Raw genomic sequence first — 17,421 nt, forward strand, 5'->3', positions numbered from 1 at the left:
AGGCATACATGCACATCCAGAATTCCCTGCTTTTCCTCTTCTGCTTCTTTGGGAAGCTCATTTTCCAACAGGATCGTTTCATCAATTTCTTCCGGCTTAACCTGCAAAAGCACTGCAATAAATCCTTTTCTCGTCTTCGGATTTCTCATCAGCTCTTTGAAGCACCAGTCCACGGAAGGCTTCATGATAAAATCTTCGCTTCGGGCAGTTTGTCTTTTCTTATTTTGTGTCTTTCTTTTTCTTTTGATTTTTCTCATAATTCGATCCTTTCCCGGCTTCTCATCCGCTGGAAAAGGATGTTTCTGTATGCTGTAAGTGTAGCATATTTTTGCCATCGGAAAAAGTGGTTTAGGGAATAAATGATCCTGATAGAAAAGCGAAAAAGAAACTGTCCGATTGCCAGCCATTAGATCTGCCGTATACAATAATAAGATTTGAATAATTCGGCGAACGCCTTAGAAATACGAAAAGCGAATGCTTTTCAGATATAGATAGAGTAACATACCAATAACGAAAAGACAAAAAAACTCGACCATTTTTACCCTTTCCATATATCAAAAAAATACTCGTTGCTTTCTATTTTTCGTGTTATAATGAATACATCTTTTCACATTTCTCTGATATTATCAATTCCGTTTTAATCTTAAGAAAATCCACTTTATCTTCTTCAGATACTCCACAAAATCTCATCCACATTACTAATTAAATTTACCTCACAGGTTCATTTGATTTCTTGACCATTCACCAATTATACGCTATAATAAATTTACCTCACAGGTAAATTGAATCGAGGTGACCTATTGAAAATCACATACAGGACTAAAAAACTTGAAAAGATCTGCACGGATGTTTCACAGGCAGAGAAAAAGCACGGAAAGCAAACAGCAAACATTATCGAAATCGTGGATTATCACTAAACTAACTATGCGCAGCACTCAAAGGGGAAAACTATCATGGTAAAGAGTCGTACTTACATTGCCACGCCACCGGGGGCAACCATTAAGGAACAATTAGAAGATCGAGATATGAGCCAGAAAGAGTTTGCAATTCGTATGGATTTATCTGAAAAACATGTAAGCAAATTGATTCACGGAGAGGTTGCTTTGACACCTGATGTCGCGGAGCGTCTGGAACTGGTTTTAGGAGTTCCCGCAAAGTTCTGGAACAACCTGGAGATCATCTATCGTGAGAAGATACTGAAAGCAAATGCAGAAAATCATATGGAACAGGATATTGAGATTGTCCGAAAGCTTCCCTACCGGGAAATGGCTAAAAACGGGTGGATTCCAGATACTCGTAAATCAACCGAAAAGGTAATCCATCTCAGAAAGTTTTTTGAGGTGGTTCAGCTTACCCTTATTGAAGATGAAAAGCTCAACAAAATCGCATGCAGAAGGCTGTCTTCTACTTCCAAAAGTGACTACGCTTTTTTAGCCTGGGCTCAGCAGGCAAAGCGTGAAGCAAGATCCCGCGAAACTGCTCCGATCAATCTGAAATACTTAAAAGATTCTCTCTCAACTATACGAGCTATGACTACTCTTGCACCTGAAGTTTTTGCTCCGAATCTGATACAACTTTTATCCAACTGTGGAATTGCCCTGATCTTTCTTCCACATATTGGCGGTTCCTTTCTTCATGGTGCTACACTTCAGGACGGAAATAAAATCGTAATGGGTCTAACCGTCCGTGGAAAATTTGCTGACAAATTCTGGTTCAGCCTATTTCATGAAATCGGACATATTTTAAATGGTCATCTTAATCAGCCGCATGGAACTTCAAAAGAAGATGAGGATGCAGCGAATCAGTTTTCCAAAGATATCCTGATCCCGGAACAGAAGTTTCAAATGATTGTTTCAAAAGGTGATTTTTCAAGAAATGCATTACTCCAATATGCCGCGGAACTTGGAATCGATGTCGGCATTCTTATCGGCCGATTGCAGAAAGAAGAGCTTATTGGATATACAGATCTGAATGATCTGCGTTCAAAATACGAGTTAAAATAAAAAAACTCTCCATACCAAATGGGCTCCTGTTTCCCTTTGATATGGAGAGTTGCATTTTTAGATCAGCTATCTATTTAAGATACAGTATTAATCTCTCTCAAATAAATCTCTTGTATAAACTTTGTCTTTTACATCATCCAGACAGGAATCGTAACGGTTTGCGATGATCACATCACATTCTTTTTTAAAGGTTTCCAGATCATTCTCCACCTTACTTCCAAAGAAAGTAGAACCATTTTCCAGTGTCGGCTCATAGACAACTACGGTTGCTCCTTTTGCCTTGACTCTCTTCATAACACCCTGAATGGAACTCTGGCGGAAATTATCGGAATTGGATTTCATAGTCAAACGGAATACGCCGACTTTGACTTCCTTTTCTTTTTCCTGCGACCAGCTGCTGTTTGCTTCGTATGCACCTGCAATCTCAAGCACTCTGTCTGCAATGAAATCTTTTCTTGTACGGTTGGATTCTACAATGGCTTCGATCAGATTGTTTGGAACATCTGCGTAATTTGCCAGAAGCTGCTTCGTATCTTTTGGCAGACAGTATCCGCCATATCCAAAGGATGGATTGTTGTAGTGGCTTCCAATTCTTGGGTCCAGACATACTCCATCAATAATCTCCTTTGTATTTAAGCCTTTCATTTCTGCATAAGTATCCAGCTCATTAAAATAGGAAACACGAAGAGCGAGATATGTATTCGCAAACAATTTCACCGCCTCGGCTTCCGTAAATCCCATAAATAACGTGTCGATATTTTCTTTGATTGCGCCTTCCTGAAGGAGCTTCGCAAAGGTATGAGCTGCTTCTGTTACCTTCTCATCCTCCGGATCAATTCCGACAATGATTCTTGACGGATACAGATTGTCATATAATGCTTTGGATTCCCTTAAAAATTCCGGGCTGAAAAGAATGTTTTTGGTCTGGTATTTTTCCCGGATCTGTCGTGTATAGCCGACCGGAATTGTACTTTTAATAATCATCATAGCATCCGGATTGACTTTCATCACCAGTTCAATGACAGATTCTACTGCCGATGTGTCAAAAAAGTTCCGTTTGGAATCATAATTTGTTGGTGCTGCAATCACAACAAAATCTGCATCCCGATATGCACTTTCTCCATCTGTAGTAGCAATCAGATCCAGTATATGGTTTGCCAGATATTCCTCAATATAATCATCCTGAATCGGACTTTTTTTCTGATTAATCAGTTCTACTTTTTCCGGAATAATGTCTACCGCTGTAACATGATGATGCTGTGCAAGTAATGTTGCAATGGATAATCCTACATAACCAGTTCCTGCTACTGCAATTTTTAACTCATGAAATTCCCTCATATTCATATTCCTTTCTCTTTCACTCTTGTTTTATTTGTTCATATAAAATTCCCGGTACCACTCGGCAAACTTCCGCAGTCCTTCCCGAAGCGGGGTTGACGGCTTAAAGCCAAAATCCCGTTCCAATGCGGATGTATCTGCATAAGTAACCGGAACATCTCCCGGCTGCATTGGTACCAGTTTTTTATGAGCTTCAAAATCATAATCTTCCGGAAGAACGCCTGCACGGATCAATTCCTGCTGAAGAATATCAACGAACTCAAGCAGATTTTCCGGATTACTATTTCCGATGTTGTATACTGCATATGGCGGAACCGGCAAACCATCTTCCCCGGTTCTTTTTTCAGGCGGTGCCGCCATTACACGCTTCACACCTTCCACAATGTCATCTACATAAGTAAAATCCCTTTTGCAGTTTCCGTAGTTAAAGATCTCAATCGTTTTTCCTTCCCGAAGTTTATTGGTAAAACCAAAATAGGCCATATCCGGTCTCCCGGCTGGCCCATAAACGGTAAAAAATCGTAATCCTGTGGACGGAATGTTATAAAGTTTGGAATAAGCGTGTGCCATCAGCTCATTACTCTTCTTAGTCGCTGCATAAAGGCTGACCGGATTGTCTACTTTATCTTCTGTACTGTACGGAACTTTTTTATTGGATCCGTATACACTGGATGAAGAGGCATATACAAGATGTTCTACACCTGGCTGTCCATTATCGTAAGAATGACGGCACGCCTCCAGAATGTTGTAAAATCCAATCATATTGGATTCAATATAAGCGTCCGGATTTGTAATGGAATACCGAACGCCTGCCTGTGCTGCTAAATTGACTACGATTGACGGTTTATATTCATCAAATATCGCATTAATCTGATCCCGGTCTGAAATTGAGCCCTTAATAAAAGTCCATGTCGAATCTGGTTTTGATTCTGACATGGACTTGATTTTTTCTAATCGATATTCTTTTATACTGACATCGTAGTAGTCATTCATGTTGTCGATCCCGATGATATGTATCGGGTCGTCAGCTCTTAGAAGTTCTAAGACCAGGTTGGAACCGATGAAACCAGCGGCTCCGGTGATTAGGATAGTTTTGTCTTTTAATATCATTTTTTTCTCTTTCACTGAACGCTTCACTCCTCATAATTACAAATTTTTACTAATTTTCTAATTATTTATATTTCTTCTTAGAATAAAAATAAAAGAAAATTCCTAATATACTCCAAATCACGAGGCAAAAATATGATTCTTGCCCAAGTGAACAATCCAATCCTGGAATTGGTATAAGTAACAAGACAACAAAAAAGAGAGACATGATAATCCCTATCAGTCCTGTAACCATAATCCATTTATTTTTTTCATTTATCGCATACTTAAAAGCAGCTGCCGATGTATATCCGTATCCAATCGCCGCACCGATTGATGACATATCAACAATCCATCCTAGTGCTGTCCTTCCAAAAAAAGGAGCCAGCAAAGAAATTAGCATAATAAAAACAATTGCATTTGCCGGCGTACTATATTTACTATGAAGTTTTCCAAACCATGAAGGAAGCACTTTCTCATTAGCCATAGAATAAAGCAGTCTGCTTGCTGCCATATAAAATCCGATAATTCCAGATAAAATTGCTGCCAATACAGCCAATCCAATGAAAACCAGACCCACATTTCCCAACAGCTGATATGCCGCATGAAAGGTCGGCAGCGATATTAATCCTTCTAATTGAGGCAAATCATCAATATACTCTACCCAACTATCATACGTTTCAGGAATAACTGCAGCTGTTATTGTATTTAAGATCACGTAAACTAAGGCTCCAAAAAGGATCGATAAAACCATTATGAATTTCGTCTTTTGGGGAGAAAATTTAAATTCTTCTGCTGCCTGTGGAATCGTATCAAATCCAACAAATGCCCACGGTGCAACCGCTACTACAGCAAACACTCCTGCCCCATTTGTATCAGAAGGATAGAAGCCCGGGCTGAGACGTTCCAAAGTAACCTTCCCTTGTATAAGCGCTGTAATCGCTATAATTAATATCCCTCCAACCAGTGCAAAGACAAGCACCGTTTGAAAAACACCTGCAAATTTTACTCCTCGAATACTTAAAAATGCAAAAAGAATCAATGCTACAACAGCTAGAAGAATCTCTCCTAAGTAGACATCATAACCTGCAAAACGATAATGGAAACCAACCTGAAAGACATTATTCATGAGATTCCGTCCAATCAGCGCCAATGCTGTTGCGTTTAGCGGAACAATAGCTAAATATGAGATTCCTAAAAACCATGAACAAACAAATGCATGGTTATCTCCAAAAGCTTTCTGTGCATATGTGAATTCTCCACCTGCGATAGGATATTTATTAATCATATAATTATAATTGAACGCAATAAGAATCATGATCACCGCAGCAATACTAATTGCAATTGCCGTTCCTCCTGGTCCAGCTTGACGCAGAAATGTTTCCCCAGGCATTACGAAAGCTCCCCACCCAATAATGCATCCTAACGCCAGTGACCATACATTCAAAGATGAAAGTCTTTTCTCAAGCTTTTTTTCTTTGCCCATGTTACAATTTCCTCATCTTTCCTTTCAGTCTTCTTAATACCCTGAAAATTTTTCTGTATTTATAGCGAAACCTAGCACTTTTAGGCATTCTCCATTCCATTCCTGTGTTCATTGCATCATCACATGGACTACAAAGGCCACATGGTTCTCCATTAATCGGAGTATGGCAGAACCATGTTAATTTCATAATATCTAGCCATCCATTCTCTTTTGCTATTCTTTCTTCATCTTCTTTTGTCAATTTAATTACAGGCAATATCAGGTTTCCAAAAACCTTAAATGCCGCATCTTTTTCTCCATTCTTGGTTACGCAATATCTTTCCGTAAGGAAATCATTCTCTACTAAACTTAATTTCCCTTCTGCATTTATAGCATCCTCTACCTTACCATGGTACTGATGTACCACGGAGCTTTCCATTTTTATTCCTAATTTATTACATAACAAAGCAAACCACTCATATTGTGTCCCTATGTTATATTTTTTTCTCAGATACTGATATGCATTACTGATTTCTTCGTTTTTACAATTCTTCAGTATCCAGTCTCTTTCATAAAATTGAATTTCCCGCACTTTTGCAGGAAATCTTTTTTGGGCTTCCAAAATGATTTTTTTCATAGCCTTTTGTTCATATGGTGTACTTGCTCGTCCTGGATCAATAACATAAATTGGTTGAATTTCAATCTCCTCATGCTGCATTAGCTGAAGAAATCTAAAAGTACCATCCCAGCCTCCAGACCATAATATTGTTACTAGTTCCATAAATTACTCTCCTTCTCTTTTTCTTATCTTGTCTCCCTTTATAAAATCTATCTTATATTTTTCTTTTTATCTCTTACAAAATATATTCCCAACTATCCTTTTTATCTTTTCAATGACACGAAGCATATTAGATCGATAAAAAATCATGTTAACGACTACTATCACTAAGCATGCTACAATTGCTACTTTTACGGCTAATATAACCCATGCTACATAATTAGTTTCCGTCATTATAAAGGAAGTCGTTGCAACATGAATACCGACTACTGATATAATATCTACAAACATTTGTTTTAAAAAATTTCTAAATGGCCATTGAATCAAATTTCTTGAATCATACAATGCCATCCAAACAGTCTGATAAAACATTGCAATAACTGTTCCAACTGCCACACCTACCAATCCCCATTTTCTAACTGCAAGAACAGATACAATAATATTAATAGCTGCTGCAATAATATAATTACTTTGTGTCTGTTTATAGTGCCCGCCAGCTAAAATCATCATATTATAAGGAAGTCTCAAGCAGTGTCCTGCATTTGCAGCAACAAGTAACATCCCAAATAATGGCTGAATATAATTGATATCAGAGATACCTTGTGTATACACTTTAACAAATGGTACAATCAAAACGGACGTTACTCCAAAGACAAATACCGTCCCTGTATGCAACGTCCACTCGACCCATCCAAAAAATTTACGTAGATTTTCTAGTTCCTGCTTTGCCCACAACTCGCCAATTAACGACAATATTCCATTTGTCATGGATAGCATGAGCTGCTTTACTCCTGCTACAACAAGATTATATACCGAATAAACTGATACCTCTTTTAAGCCTGCCAGAAGTGTTAAAACAACATTATCCGTACCGTCTAACACCACTGCTGCAACATGCTGAGCAACACCGTTCCACTTTTGTTTTATTGGCTCTTCCTCATATGTTACTTTCCAATTTATCTGGTAATGCTTCTTTACATATAACATTAGAAATAATGGGCGAACCACATAAATTAGTGAAGTAGTAAGCTTTACTATATGTATTGAGGCCCCAGCATTCATCAATATGCAACACGCACCTGTATTCAGTAATAAAGTAATGGTTTGAGCATTGTATGAAACATAACCTCTCTGATCTGCATTTAATAAAAGGCGATTAACAATCCCAAAATAATATTGCGCAAACGAACTAATACTAATAACTCCTATTAGAGTTGCTGTATATACAAATCCAAAATTCTGGTTCGCGACAAATGGATAAATACCCATCAAAAGAACAACATATATCAAAAGGATAATAGCCAATTTTGTGAAAAATTTTTGACCTGATACAACAATTTTGCTAATTTGAAGATTATCTTTATCAGCAAGCGGTTTATACAAGGATGATTGTATAACTGCCCCCACACCTAATTCTAAAAATGAAATGATTCCCAAAAACTGCGTAATAGAATTGACTAATCCATTTACTTCTGATCCAAAATTTTTTAAAATCATTCGTGGCAAAATGAAACCACAAACGATTGTACATATTTGAAATATGAAGGATGATAAAGTATTAATTGCTAGTCTTTTTCCTCTCACTATCGTTCCTCCTCACGTAAACTGTTTTTTTCACGCTTATCTACTGATTTAATTTGGAAGTTTCAACCAATCTCCAAACTTATCATCCCATTTTTCTGGTGAGAATTTACTGAATCCACCTGCTGGATATAGTGTAATTTCCCCAAAATATAATTTCCCATTTATCTCATAAAAATCAGTCCTCATAAAGGGATATCCTTTAGAAAGCTTTTCAGATATCCAAAGCATTTCTTTTAAATTCTTAGGTTCTTTTATTTCTTCATCACTTACAGGATGATTTGGACGCTTTACACCCATTCTTTTCCAATCCGGACTAAAAAAATCTTGTCTAAGACCTTCTTTTTTAAAACGCTTTGAGCATACTAAAATCACTTTTGGTACACCATTAAAGTTATGAACCTTATAGTCAATCAAGTCTTTTTTTTCAGAATCTACCATATATTTTTCTGCAATAATTTTCCTTGGAACATTTTTATAAGGCCACTCTCTTCCAGCTAAGTAATAATCTTGTTCTAATCCTTTTTGTAACTCTCCTTTAACTTTATTAATATTGAGTTTAGATTTATCTTTACATATGCATAACCCTGTTCCAGAATTATGAGTACATTTTAAAACAAATTGATTTGGTAACTTTTCAAAATTGATTTCATTCGGATTATCCCATACTCCCAGTAATGGAATTAAATATTCTTCTCCAATAGTTTCCGCTATGTATTCTCTTACTTTGTATTTATCAACCATTGCGACATACTCTGGCCTTCTGTCATATAACTTAAGCCATTGGATTTTTTCATTAAAAGTCTTTGGGTTTTTTAAATTTAAATTCTTTCCCATCCTTCTTCGAAACACTAATTTTAAGTACAATTTATCTGGTAAATAATTCATAAATGCTCGTTTTAATTTCATACTTACATTTTTCCTTTCATTATTTCCACAAAATATATTTAACTTACCTAATTTCCCTTTTTGAGAACTATTAAACTACTTTTTAACTGGTTTGCCTTCCGTCTACTTTTATTCTTTCTACGACAAATACGCTTAGCCACAAATACATATTATATGGTAGTTGCATATAGACATCTTCTGTAGCCATCGCTGCGCAAAACCCTAAAATAACACTAAGAAACATTGAAGCTGCCACTTTTTCAAATAATGTATAGCACTCCTGATTCAAAATATAACGGCAACTAATAATAGCCTTTACTATCACAATAATATAAATAATTAAACTCGCAATTCCTGTTTCATAGAGTAAGGAGGCTAATCCAAATTCAAAAATGTACTGTCCACTTTCTCCTACTGTATCACCTATTCCAAATCCAAATAAATATCCCCACAGGGTTTTATCAGACGCTTCAAATGCTGATACTGCACGATTAAATCTTATGTTAGTAGAAAACTCCTGAAAACTTATATTTCCTATTCGTGCTGATAATGTTGCATTATTCATTATAAATTGATACAAAATGACAAGTGCTATGATTCCAAATGCACAAATTAAAACTTTCTTCTGTATTTTAACTGTCCTTAACTGTAATAAAAGAAAACTGAAGAAAATAACTGCGACAACAAAATAAGCGGTTCTACTATATGTAAATGCAATAACCCATACAAATAATAAGCTTGAACATATATATATTATTTTGCTTTTTCTACTAGTACTATCACAAAAGAATAATCCTAGTGATGCCGCACAAGAAATTGACATTTGTAGTCCCAGGTTTATAGGATTGGCCATAGTTGATATAAGACGACTTGATGTGTTTGTTCCAAAAATTAAAGACATATGTTGTGTTAAATTATTTCCATAAATTCTATGAACTAAATTTGGATTAAAAAACTCAATTACAGCTATAAGTGCAACTACTACCCCTATAAAATAAATCGTATATATGATACTTTTTATCAAAAGTTCTCTGTTTTTTTTATTAAGCTTTAATGCTGAAAAAAATAATGCAAAAGCAATCGCGAATTCACAGCGATACCGAACTGATTCAAAAATATTATCATTAAATATAGCACCTAATATAACTAGTAGAAAATACAATATAGGACATAATGAAACCCATAAAATTTGATTTCTCCATTTTAAAACGGCATAAGCACATAATAACAAACAGATAAAATCTTTGATTGCTCCCGCTATACCAATAATGCTACTTAATACCGATGTTAGTGGTATTATAATAATTAATAAGCATATGAGGATCTGTGGTACCGAATATGTCTTTTTCTTTTGAAATGTAATTGTAAATTTCCCCATTTTTCTCCTCTTTTATATAAAATCTTTAAAAAAGTCAAGCCATTTTTCTTGTATTCGTTCCGGACTGTACTCCTCAATTATTTCTTTAGCTCTTTGGGAATATTTTTTTTGAAGTTCAGGATGTTCTATATACCGAATCATTGTTTCTGCCATTTTAATAGAATCCTCTCTTGGAACTATAATCCCTCTTTTTCCACCTTGTAACAACATCTCTGCTCCGCCTGGGCTACAATCTGTAGAAATACATGGAAATCCTATTGCCATGGCTTCCATTAATACATTTGGAATCCCTTCAAAATCCGATGATAAAACAAAAAATTCTGCTGAAGTTGCTTCTCGAAAAACGTCTTTAACATTACCTACCAACACAACAGATTGCTCCAATTTTCTCTTCCGGATTTGTTGTTTTAGTTCATCTTTTAATGGCCCATCTCCATAAATAAACATTTTATATTCTGGATGTGTTTTGTATACAATTGAAAAAGCATCTATTAATACATCAAATCTTTTTTGCTTTGCTAAACGTCCTGCCGTTAATATAATATGCTCATTCCCCGTTCTTTCAGGGAAACTTTCTTCTCTTGGTATACATGGATTTTCTATGATTACTTTTTTTATGTTTCTTTTTAAACTATACGCTTTTTCTGCTTTTTTTAGCTGAAACGCTACCCCATCACACTTATTATATGCCCAATTATATTGTTTCAATTTCTTTGGAGAAAACTGATAAGGATCTCCTCTTTCAGATCCTATGATCGGTATCTTTGTACCCCACATTGCTAATACAGTCAATCTTACAATGTCACTTAAAAATACACAGATCAAATCAGGTTTTATTTTTTTTATAGCTTTTCTCAATTGAATTAGATAAGCTATTTTTTTTGCAGCTCTTTTAATACTGTTCTTTTCATTTTCAACATTATCAAAAAACAGATTATAAACGGGAATTTCTTTATCTATCGCCACTGAGCATCTTTCTTTTGCCATATTTAGCACCGTAACTTTATATCCATTATTAATTAACGTATTTGCTACAAATGCTTCTATTTTTTGTGCACCACCCGTACCCATATTACGGAATATAAATAATATATGCTTGCTCATGTTTATCTTCCACTTTCTTCTATACTTCTTTAATCCACTAAAATTATTTTTTTGAATATTCCTCATAAGGAATTAATTTTTTGTATCCCTTTATTCCTTTAATCATTATCATTAAAGCATCAATAAATGATTTATTTTTATACATTTCTTTGTGCCGTAAAAGGAGTTGAACGCATAATACAACTGATAATTGCTTTCCAATAGCTTTGAACAATGCTCCTTTATCATATAAGTACTTATCTGTATATCCATGAAACCATGTTGACTCATATTGTTGCACTTTTCCTATAGTGACCGGATATGTATATAACTTTAATCCTTTGCAAAGCATATCCCAAATAAATAGACTATCTTCACCAGATGAAAACATAGCACCGCCTCCGAACAATTCAGAGAAAGCTATTCTATTTTTTAAAATACTAGATCTTTTAACTGCCAATCTTACAGTCCCGTAATTTAAAGCATTATGAAAATGTACTCGCTTAATTTCTGAATTTTTCCTTCTATTTACTCTTCCTCCTTCTGTGACAATATTAAAAATAATTCCATCTGCATTTGGTATTTTTTTAAATGCTTCCTTCACCAAAGCAACATAGTTATCTACATATTTCATATCATCATCAGCAAATAAGAGTATATCTCCGGTACTTCGAAGCAATGCATTGTTACGGTTTAACCCAACGCCTCTTTCATTAAAAGATAAATATGTAATACTGCTTTCATTGTATTTAATCTTTTGTATTTCATTTCTATCGCACTGATTCCCAATAATGGCATCTGATTGTAAATTCATTTTTAGGATTAAATCGGTATTTTTTTGATTCATAGCTGCCACTAATACTTCTACTTTCATTTGGCCCTCCATCATATTTATCCTATTTTAATACTTCTTTTTACTCCTTTTAGACTCCAATAAAAAATCAAGTAAGAAGAGTAAGCCAAATTTAACCTTTCAATCTTCCGATATACATACCAGTGATATTTAACAAGATCAAACTTATTTTTTGATAATGATCCCTCTCTTACTCGATGACTTCCAAGTACGCAATTCATAGTTTCCATATGCCCCGCTTTTTTAATAACCTTCAGCCACATTACATAGTCATTTCTTTTTTTTATATCAGGAATGAATGTTTTGCCAAGAATTTTAGCATTATACATAACTGTCGAATTTCCCGGACAATTTTTCAACAAATCCATATAATATATCTTGCTTTTATCCTTAATATATTGCCCTGTTTCTTCCCCTTTTTCATTGATTTTTCTATAATAGGTGCAGGAAAAGAGACTTTTATTTTTTTTCATAAAATCAACTTGCATTTCTAATTTTTTTTGATCCCATAAATCATCACTATCTAAAAAAGCAATGTACTCTCCCTGCGCATACTTTATCCCCTTATTCCTTGAATAAGCTGCTCCACGATTCTCTTTATTTCTTTTTAAAATGATTCTGCTTTCCTGCTTTGCATAATCATTAATTATCTCTACAGTCTGATCCGAAGAACAGTCGTCCACAATGATCAGTTCCCAATTTGGATAAGTTTGATTTATCACTGATTCAATCGCCTTTCCTATAAAATCCTGACAATTATAGGCAGGCATAATAATAGAAACCTGTTCATCAATAACTTCATATTCCTTATCTTTTATCATCGTTCTTCTCCCTCAGTCCTTTTTATTGTTTCTTTCAGATTCCAAATCTGGTACTTCCTGTCAAAGCAGTCACTCATACTTCTCTCATACACCATGTTTCCAAATGCTTTGTTTGCCAAACCGGATACTTTCCCCGGTATTTTTCCTGCAATCCATACTGCCGGGTTTAAAAGTTTTGTGACCTGTACTTTATGTCCACTGACTTTGCCAATCAGTTTGACCATCTGGCTTGTCCGTACATATTCTCTGTTCTGTGGGAAATAGATTCCTCCATCCCCGCTTTCCATCAACAGACTTAAAAACTCGCACAGATTTTCAATATGCAGCATACTTCTGGCGTTTTTTACATCTGGAAAAACAGGAAGCTTCTTTGCCAGCTTGGCCAGTACCGGATAATTCCCTTTACTTCCTTTTCCGTAAATCATCGGAGGACGGACCACTGCTACATGAAACTCTTCATCCTGAAGTTTTCTCACGCCTTTATCAGCCTGCCATTTGCTGTCGCCATAAAAGTTTGCCGGATGAGGTTTCGTTTCTCTGGTAATTACTTTCCGTTTTCCTACTCCTGCACTCTCTCCATAAATAATCATGCTGCTCATAAAGACAAACTGTTTTACTCCGTCTGCCTTTGCTTTCTTTGCTGTTTCAATCGCCAGGTCCCGGTTGATCTTGTAGTAAAATGCCTTTGTCTCCGCAGATACATGCCCTACATCCGCATGGGCCAGTCCTGCCACATGAAAAACGGCATCATATCCGGAAAAATCCTTTTCCTTCCATGTGCCGTCGATCATATCCAGTTCTTCTGTTTCAAATTCTCCCGGATGCTTTTCCTTCACCCAGTTGATGAAAGAAGTTCCGATATAGCTGTCTTTCCCTGTAATCAATACTCGTTTCATCTATTTCTTACCTCTCCTCTTCATCTCTCCGGTTCCGCCTTCTACCACACCGTCTGACCGCAGCACAGAAAGGATCGTGCCAAAGAAACATTTCACATCCAAGCCGAAGCTTAAGTTCTCCACATAATAGCCGTCCAGTTTTGCTTTCTCCGGAATTTCCAGTTCGTCTCTTCCATGGATCTGTGCCCATCCGGTCAGTCCCGGAAGAATATCGTTTGCTCCGTACTTGTCACGTTCTTCGATCAGATCATACTGGTTCCAGAGTGCCGGTCTCGGCCCGATAATCGCCATGTCGCCTTTCAGGATATTAATGATCTGCGGCAGCTCATCCAGAGATGTTTTTCTCAGGAACTTTCCGACTTTTGTAATATACTGATCCGGATCTTTTAAAAGATGAGTCGGCATATCTTTCGGCGTATCTGTCCGCATGGTCCGAAACTTCAAAATGTAAAAATGTTTTTTGTGAATTCCTACGCGCTTCTGTTTAAAAAAGACCGGCCCTGGTGAATCCAGTTTGATTGCGATCATCAGCGCAAGAAAGAATGGCGACAGGAACACCAGCGCCATCAAAGATAAATAGATGTCCAGATATTGCTTTTTCTTCAGATAGTTTTTCTTCCTCATGACTACACTCCCATTTCCAAAGAGGATATCTCCCCCTTGTTTATCCCTTTCTCATTTCTTTTTGATTTTCTATCGCCATCCCGCAGGGTATCCTCTCTCCCTCCGGAATTCTGCTTCCTTTGATAATTGCTCCACAGTCCAGATGGACGCCGTCTTCCAGCACACAGTCATGATCGGTCAGGCTTCCGATCGAAAGAATACATACCTTTCCAATCGTCGCTTCCGTATGTACGACCGCTTTAGGAAGAATCACCGTTCCTTCTCCGATCGTTGCCGACGGACTGACATATGCTTCTGGATGAATCAAAACTGGAACTGTAAATCCAAAGCGTTTCGCTCTTGAATACAGTTCCAGCCGTTTTTGATACACCCCCACTGCCGGGAATGCATCCTGATATTCTTTTTTAAATACCGGCAGGTCGTTGATTTTCCCAACTGCTCCCGGTTTCAAATCGTCCAGAAAGTCAATCTTGTCATATACCGGATTGCCTTCTGTGTCCCGCATAGCTCTGGCCGTTTCAGCTACTACACGTCCATGTCCTCCTGCGCCTAAAATCAGCAGGTTTTTCATTGCTTTCTCTCCTCCCTCGTCCGGATCCCGATCAGTATCTTCCTTTTCTGTCCGAACAGTTCTTTTTCTATCATTACATAGCAAAGACGTATCTTTTTCTTTACGATATTTCCAACATAATGTTTCAGCGGTCCTTCTGCCGAAAGAATCTTCTTCTCGTCGTCCAGCTCTACATCCGACAGCCGGACAATCTTTTCCTTGTCTCCATCAATCAGATTCTCAAGAAATTCCTGTTCTTCTGATGAAACCGCAAGAAAGATGTCTTCCTCGGCCCGCAGTAATTTCGTAAGTCCGGGGATGTGTTTTAGTTCCCAGTACAGGGCTTCCGGATCTTTTGTTGTGACAAAGAGATACCCCGGAAACATGGTTTCCACATGGCAGATCTTCTGTCCTTCCAGACACCAGATCCTCTCTCTTCTTATATAAAAGCAGTCTTCATAGAGATCTCTGTGAAGCTTGCTTTCGATGATCGTTTTCATTTCCTCTTCTTTTCCGGTCATCACCTGTATCACGTACCACATAGTCCCTCCTGAAAAAGGGCGTGCTTCGCCATTTCACGGCCTGCGCCCCGAACTCATTCCCTTTTCTTACGGCAGTTCTTTTCCCGGCAGTCTTTACTGTCGTGAAAATGTTTGCTGCTGTATTTTTCTATCGTCCTGCCAGATCTGATCTCCCGGAAGGCGGATTCCAAACAGAATCGTTTCCTGTCTTCCAAAGAGCCCTACTTCTGCCAGTACATAACGTTTTCTCAGACGTTTCCTGACAATCTGCCCGGAATATGGTTTGAGAATTCCACCGACCCGGATCAGATTTCCCTCATCATCTGCTTCGACTTCCGACAGTCCCATTGGAACATCCAGCCGTTTTCCACAGACTTGTTGAAGAAAGTGCAGATCTTCCTCTTCAATCCGGACTGGACATTCTTTTCCTCCGACAGGCTGTGGGTATTCTCTCGATCTTTCCAGAACTTCTGCCAGTTCTCCCATCTGATCTGTTTTTACAAAAATAAATCCCGGAAACATCAGTTCCGTATCCAGAATCAGCTTTCCATCTGCACGGAACAGTTTTTGCTTTTTCAATACGCTGCAGACATCCCACAGTGCAGGAGCTACCGTCTGGCGTAACAGCTCTGCCGCTGCTTCTTCTTTTCCGGGTACAGTCCTGAGTGCATACCAGTTTTCCATACTCTACACCTCTCAGCTTTTTGACGTAATCTCAAGGCCGGTCCAGAATCCTTCATTCTTCCAGAGTTCAGACGGTCCTTCGATTTTCGCAAGACGCCGATGCCGGTCAATTTTCCTGATTCTTGCTTCGTTTCCCACAAGAGGGCCTTCTGTCACTATCGTCACACCGTCCAGGATAATGCCTCTGGACATGGGAACATAATGATCCGCTCCACCAAGTCTGCGCAGAAATGCTTCTGTCTCTTCATCCACCGGAACCACTTCCTGATCCCGTGGAACGCAGTCTGTTTCGCTTTCCAGAAAAAACATGCCCGGGAACAGCGGTGCATGCAGAGAATGCCAGCTTCCCTCATACCGTTTCATTCGCTCAAATGTAAACAGAAATGCTTGTGCCTTGGCAGTGGAATCCTGCTGTTTCCATTTCTGCACGGCCTCCTCTTCCTGTCCCTTTACGCAATGCAGCATATACCAGATGGCTGCTTCCCCCTTTTCGTAAAGTTTTTTACTCTGCGAAAGGGCAGATATATCATGGTAGTAAGGTATATTTTCTAAGCGGTATTCTGGCTGACGTTTTTTTCTGACGTGAAATAAAAAGAAAAGAATTTGGAAAAAGAAAATGTGATTTTATGACTGCTCAGGAAAAATTCTGTCGTACAGACGAGATTTTTGACGGCAAATAGATCCCTATTTTGTTTAAAATATGTAAAGGACAGCATTGTGGACAGGTAAATTCGACTGTTTTCTGCCTTTGCAGAAGATAATCTCGTTGCTTTTTTTACTTATTGTGCTATAATAATGATGTTGGGGTCGAAACTATATAATTAGTTGTGCCCTGTACCTATAGTACCTTGAAAAATTCATATTTTGTAGTA

The 17,421-nt window shown here is 37.5% G+C and carries 17 protein-coding genes and 1 pseudogene; 1 reads left to right on the forward strand and 17 read right to left on the reverse strand.

Annotation, left to right across the window (positions count from 1 at the left end; translation table 11 throughout):
* A pseudogene (locus tag FGQ85_RS16695) lies at window positions 1-257 on the reverse strand (hypothetical protein); the annotation flags it as partial.
* A 696-nt stretch (window positions 258-953) separates the two neighbouring features.
* On the opposite strand from FGQ85_RS16695, the gene FGQ85_RS16700 reads away from it, so the two are divergent.
* Window positions 954-2,003 (forward strand): helix-turn-helix domain-containing protein, encoded by a 1,050-nt coding sequence (locus FGQ85_RS16700; protein WP_138374033.1) that lies wholly within the window; start codon window positions 954-956, stop codon window positions 2,001-2,003.
* An 87-nt stretch (window positions 2,004-2,090) separates the two neighbouring features.
* Here FGQ85_RS16700 and FGQ85_RS16705 read toward each other — a convergent pair whose 3' ends face one another.
* From FGQ85_RS16705 to FGQ85_RS16780, 16 genes are all read right to left on the reverse strand, one after another.
* Complete coding sequence (locus FGQ85_RS16705; RefSeq protein WP_138374046.1) at window positions 2,091-3,341, reverse strand: nucleotide sugar dehydrogenase; 1,251 nt, start codon at window positions 3,339-3,341, stop codon at window positions 2,091-2,093.
* Between the two features lie 30 nt (window positions 3,342-3,371).
* Window positions 3,372-4,451, reverse strand: coding sequence for an NAD-dependent epimerase/dehydratase family protein (locus FGQ85_RS16710; RefSeq protein WP_138374047.1), 1,080 nt, complete (start codon window positions 4,449-4,451; stop codon window positions 3,372-3,374).
* Between the two features lie 61 nt (window positions 4,452-4,512).
* Window positions 4,513-5,913: an APC family permease gene (locus FGQ85_RS16715; RefSeq protein ID WP_138374034.1), complete on the reverse strand. Its 1,401-nt coding sequence runs from the start codon at window positions 5,911-5,913 to the stop codon at window positions 4,513-4,515.
* 1 nt (window position 5,914) lies between these two features.
* Window positions 5,915-6,673, reverse strand: coding sequence for a hypothetical protein (locus FGQ85_RS16720; protein WP_138374035.1), 759 nt, complete (start codon window positions 6,671-6,673; stop codon window positions 5,915-5,917).
* A 66-nt stretch (window positions 6,674-6,739) separates the two neighbouring features.
* Window positions 6,740-8,254 carry a polysaccharide biosynthesis C-terminal domain-containing protein gene (locus FGQ85_RS16725; protein ID WP_138374036.1) on the reverse strand — a complete coding sequence of 505 codons (1,515 nt, stop codon included), beginning with the start codon at window positions 8,252-8,254 and terminating at the stop codon, window positions 6,740-6,742.
* Window positions 8,255-8,302: 48 nt separating this feature from the next.
* Window positions 8,303-9,160, reverse strand: a complete 858-nt coding sequence (locus FGQ85_RS16730; protein WP_138374037.1) for an ATP-grasp fold amidoligase family protein — start codon at window positions 9,158-9,160, stop codon at window positions 8,303-8,305.
* An 82-nt stretch (window positions 9,161-9,242) separates the two neighbouring features.
* Entirely contained in the window at window positions 9,243-10,517 is a 1,275-nt protein-coding gene (locus tag FGQ85_RS16735; protein WP_138374038.1) for an O-antigen ligase family protein, read from the reverse strand.
* Window positions 10,518-10,529: 12 nt separating this feature from the next.
* Window positions 10,530-11,621 (reverse strand): glycosyltransferase, encoded by a 1,092-nt coding sequence (locus tag FGQ85_RS16740; RefSeq protein WP_171028002.1) that lies wholly within the window; start codon window positions 11,619-11,621, stop codon window positions 10,530-10,532.
* Window positions 11,622-11,664: 43 nt separating this feature from the next.
* Window positions 11,665-12,474: a glycosyltransferase family 2 protein gene (locus tag FGQ85_RS16745; protein WP_171028003.1), complete on the reverse strand. Its 810-nt coding sequence runs from the start codon at window positions 12,472-12,474 to the stop codon at window positions 11,665-11,667.
* 17 nt (window positions 12,475-12,491) lie between these two features.
* The gene (locus FGQ85_RS16750) at window positions 12,492-13,274 is read right to left on the reverse strand and encodes a glycosyltransferase family 2 protein (RefSeq protein WP_171028004.1); all 783 of its coding nucleotides are present in this window, start codon (window positions 13,272-13,274) and stop codon (window positions 12,492-12,494) included.
* Window positions 13,271-14,170 carry an NAD-dependent epimerase/dehydratase family protein gene (locus FGQ85_RS16755; RefSeq protein WP_138374041.1) on the reverse strand — a complete coding sequence of 300 codons (900 nt, stop codon included), beginning with the start codon at window positions 14,168-14,170 and terminating at the stop codon, window positions 13,271-13,273. The genes FGQ85_RS16750 and FGQ85_RS16755 overlap by 4 nt, the downstream gene beginning before the upstream one ends.
* Window positions 14,171-14,794 carry a sugar transferase gene (locus FGQ85_RS16760; RefSeq protein WP_087252705.1) on the reverse strand — a complete coding sequence of 208 codons (624 nt, stop codon included), beginning with the start codon at window positions 14,792-14,794 and terminating at the stop codon, window positions 14,171-14,173.
* Between the two features lie 40 nt (window positions 14,795-14,834).
* Window positions 14,835-15,365, reverse strand: a complete 531-nt coding sequence (locus tag FGQ85_RS16765; protein ID WP_138374042.1) for a PglB — start codon at window positions 15,363-15,365, stop codon at window positions 14,835-14,837.
* Entirely contained in the window at window positions 15,362-15,886 is a 525-nt protein-coding gene (locus FGQ85_RS16770; RefSeq protein ID WP_138374043.1) for a transcription termination/antitermination NusG family protein, read from the reverse strand. The genes FGQ85_RS16765 and FGQ85_RS16770 overlap by 4 nt, the downstream gene beginning before the upstream one ends.
* A gap of 93 nt (window positions 15,887-15,979) precedes the next feature.
* Window positions 15,980-16,549: a transcription termination/antitermination NusG family protein gene (locus FGQ85_RS16775; protein WP_138374044.1), complete on the reverse strand. Its 570-nt coding sequence runs from the start codon at window positions 16,547-16,549 to the stop codon at window positions 15,980-15,982.
* Window positions 16,550-16,561: 12 nt separating this feature from the next.
* Entirely contained in the window at window positions 16,562-17,014 is a 453-nt protein-coding gene (locus tag FGQ85_RS16780) for a hypothetical protein (protein WP_171028005.1), read from the reverse strand.
* Window positions 17,015-17,421 lie beyond the last annotated feature (407 nt).

This window comes from Pseudoflavonifractor sp. BSD2780061688st1 E11 (assembly GCF_005844125.1).
GTDB classification, from domain to species: domain Bacteria; phylum Bacillota; class Clostridia; order Lachnospirales; family Lachnospiraceae; genus Sellimonas; species Sellimonas catena.

Excerpts from the sequence above, each read along its gene's own strand:
- FGQ85_RS16700 (WP_138374033.1), top strand. The coding sequence starts at position 954 with ATGGTAAAGAGTCGTACTTACATTGCCACGCCACCGGGGGCAACCATT.
- FGQ85_RS16705 (WP_138374046.1), bottom strand. The coding sequence starts at position 3,341 with ATGAGGGAATTTCATGAGTTAAAAATTGCAGTAGCAGGAACTGGTTAT.
- FGQ85_RS16710 (WP_138374047.1), bottom strand. The coding sequence starts at position 4,451 with ATGATATTAAAAGACAAAACTATCCTAATCACCGGAGCCGCTGGTTTC.
- FGQ85_RS16715 (WP_138374034.1), bottom strand. The coding sequence starts at position 5,913 with ATGGGCAAAGAAAAAAAGCTTGAGAAAAGACTTTCATCTTTGAATGTA.
- FGQ85_RS16720 (WP_138374035.1), bottom strand. The coding sequence starts at position 6,673 with ATGGAACTAGTAACAATATTATGGTCTGGAGGCTGGGATGGTACTTTT.
- FGQ85_RS16730 (WP_138374037.1), bottom strand. The coding sequence starts at position 9,160 with ATGAAATTAAAACGAGCATTTATGAATTATTTACCAGATAAATTGTAC.
- FGQ85_RS16735 (WP_138374038.1), bottom strand. The coding sequence starts at position 10,517 with ATGGGGAAATTTACAATTACATTTCAAAAGAAAAAGACATATTCGGTA.
- FGQ85_RS16740 (WP_171028002.1), bottom strand. The coding sequence starts at position 11,621 with ATGAGCAAGCATATATTATTTATATTCCGTAATATGGGTACGGGTGGT.
- FGQ85_RS16745 (WP_171028003.1), bottom strand. The coding sequence starts at position 12,474 with ATGAAAGTAGAAGTATTAGTGGCAGCTATGAATCAAAAAAATACCGAT.
- FGQ85_RS16750 (WP_171028004.1), bottom strand. The coding sequence starts at position 13,274 with ATGATAAAAGATAAGGAATATGAAGTTATTGATGAACAGGTTTCTATT.
- FGQ85_RS16755 (WP_138374041.1), bottom strand. The coding sequence starts at position 14,170 with ATGAAACGAGTATTGATTACAGGGAAAGACAGCTATATCGGAACTTCT.
- FGQ85_RS16760 (WP_087252705.1), bottom strand. The coding sequence starts at position 14,794 with ATGAGGAAGAAAAACTATCTGAAGAAAAAGCAATATCTGGACATCTAT.
- FGQ85_RS16765 (WP_138374042.1), bottom strand. The coding sequence starts at position 15,365 with ATGAAAAACCTGCTGATTTTAGGCGCAGGAGGACATGGACGTGTAGTA.
- FGQ85_RS16770 (WP_138374043.1), bottom strand. The coding sequence starts at position 15,886 with ATGTGGTACGTGATACAGGTGATGACCGGAAAAGAAGAGGAAATGAAA.
- FGQ85_RS16775 (WP_138374044.1), bottom strand. The coding sequence starts at position 16,549 with ATGGAAAACTGGTATGCACTCAGGACTGTACCCGGAAAAGAAGAAGCA.
- FGQ85_RS16780 (WP_171028005.1), bottom strand. The coding sequence starts at position 17,014 with ATGCTGCATTGCGTAAAGGGACAGGAAGAGGAGGCCGTGCAGAAATGG.